The 873-nt window shown below is 64.5% G+C and carries 1 protein-coding gene; it reads right to left on the bottom strand.

Features of this window, described 5'->3' with window-relative positions:
• Positions 1–151 precede the first annotated feature (151 nt).
• Positions 152–682: a DUF4262 domain-containing protein gene (locus tag ACLJQ7_RS42605; protein WP_410653872.1), complete on the bottom strand. Its 531-nt coding sequence runs from the start codon at positions 680–682 to the stop codon at positions 152–154.
• Positions 683–873 lie beyond the last annotated feature (191 nt).

Consider the following 873-nt stretch of genomic DNA (forward strand, 5'->3'; position numbering starts at 1 on the left):
GATGCCTCAAAACCCACACCCACTACAACGAAACAACCGCCTGGACACACCACAACATAACCGGACAAACCAGGAAACAACCGACAGCCGCTTGACAACCAAAACCCAGGGATGTCTTCACGGACTTGCGAACAGCGCGCTCAGCGGTGACTCAGGGACCGTCGACGCCCGGCGTCCAGCTCTCCGGGTCACCCGATTCGGTCAGCACCGGCTGGTACCGCGCGAAGCCCTCGGGCGCGTCCGCGTGCCAGGGGAAGTGCCCGTCCGGCGTGGCGACGATCAGCTGCAGCGCCGGGAAGTCCCCGTCCGGGTAGATCAGGAACGCGCTCCCGAAGTACTCGGGATAGTGCCCCTTCGCGACCCGTTCGAAGACCACCGGCGCGCCCTCGAAGAAATCGTCGTAGCGCTTGCCGACCTCGAAGATCTCACCGGCGGCCGCGCGGTCCACGTAGGCGTCGAGCAGGACCGGCCCCATGTGCTCGGGCAAGCCGATCACGACCGCTTCCGCGACGCTGTGCAACGCCCAGGCGCAGGCGGTGAAGCAGAAGTTCGCGTCGTTCTCGTCGCCTTCGACCGCGATGACCGCGTTCCCTCTCGCCTGAGCCTGCGACTCGATCCATTGGATCAGCTCGGTTTCTTCGGCGGTGAGGGCATCGGCTTCGGAGGTCGTCACGCGCGACATTGTGCCCCACGCGAGCGCCCGCACCTAGTCCCGGGATCGATTTTCCGCGGCACGGCGGGAAAATCGATCAACCGACCTCGGCCATGACCTCATCCGACACATCGAATCCGGCACAGTGCGTAGACGTTCTGCACGTCGTCGCGAGCAACCGATCAACCGACCTCGGCCATGACCTCATCCGACACATCGAA

The organism is Amycolatopsis sp. cmx-4-54 (genome assembly GCF_046548895.1).
GTDB lineage: Bacteria > Actinomycetota > Actinomycetes > Mycobacteriales > Pseudonocardiaceae > Amycolatopsis.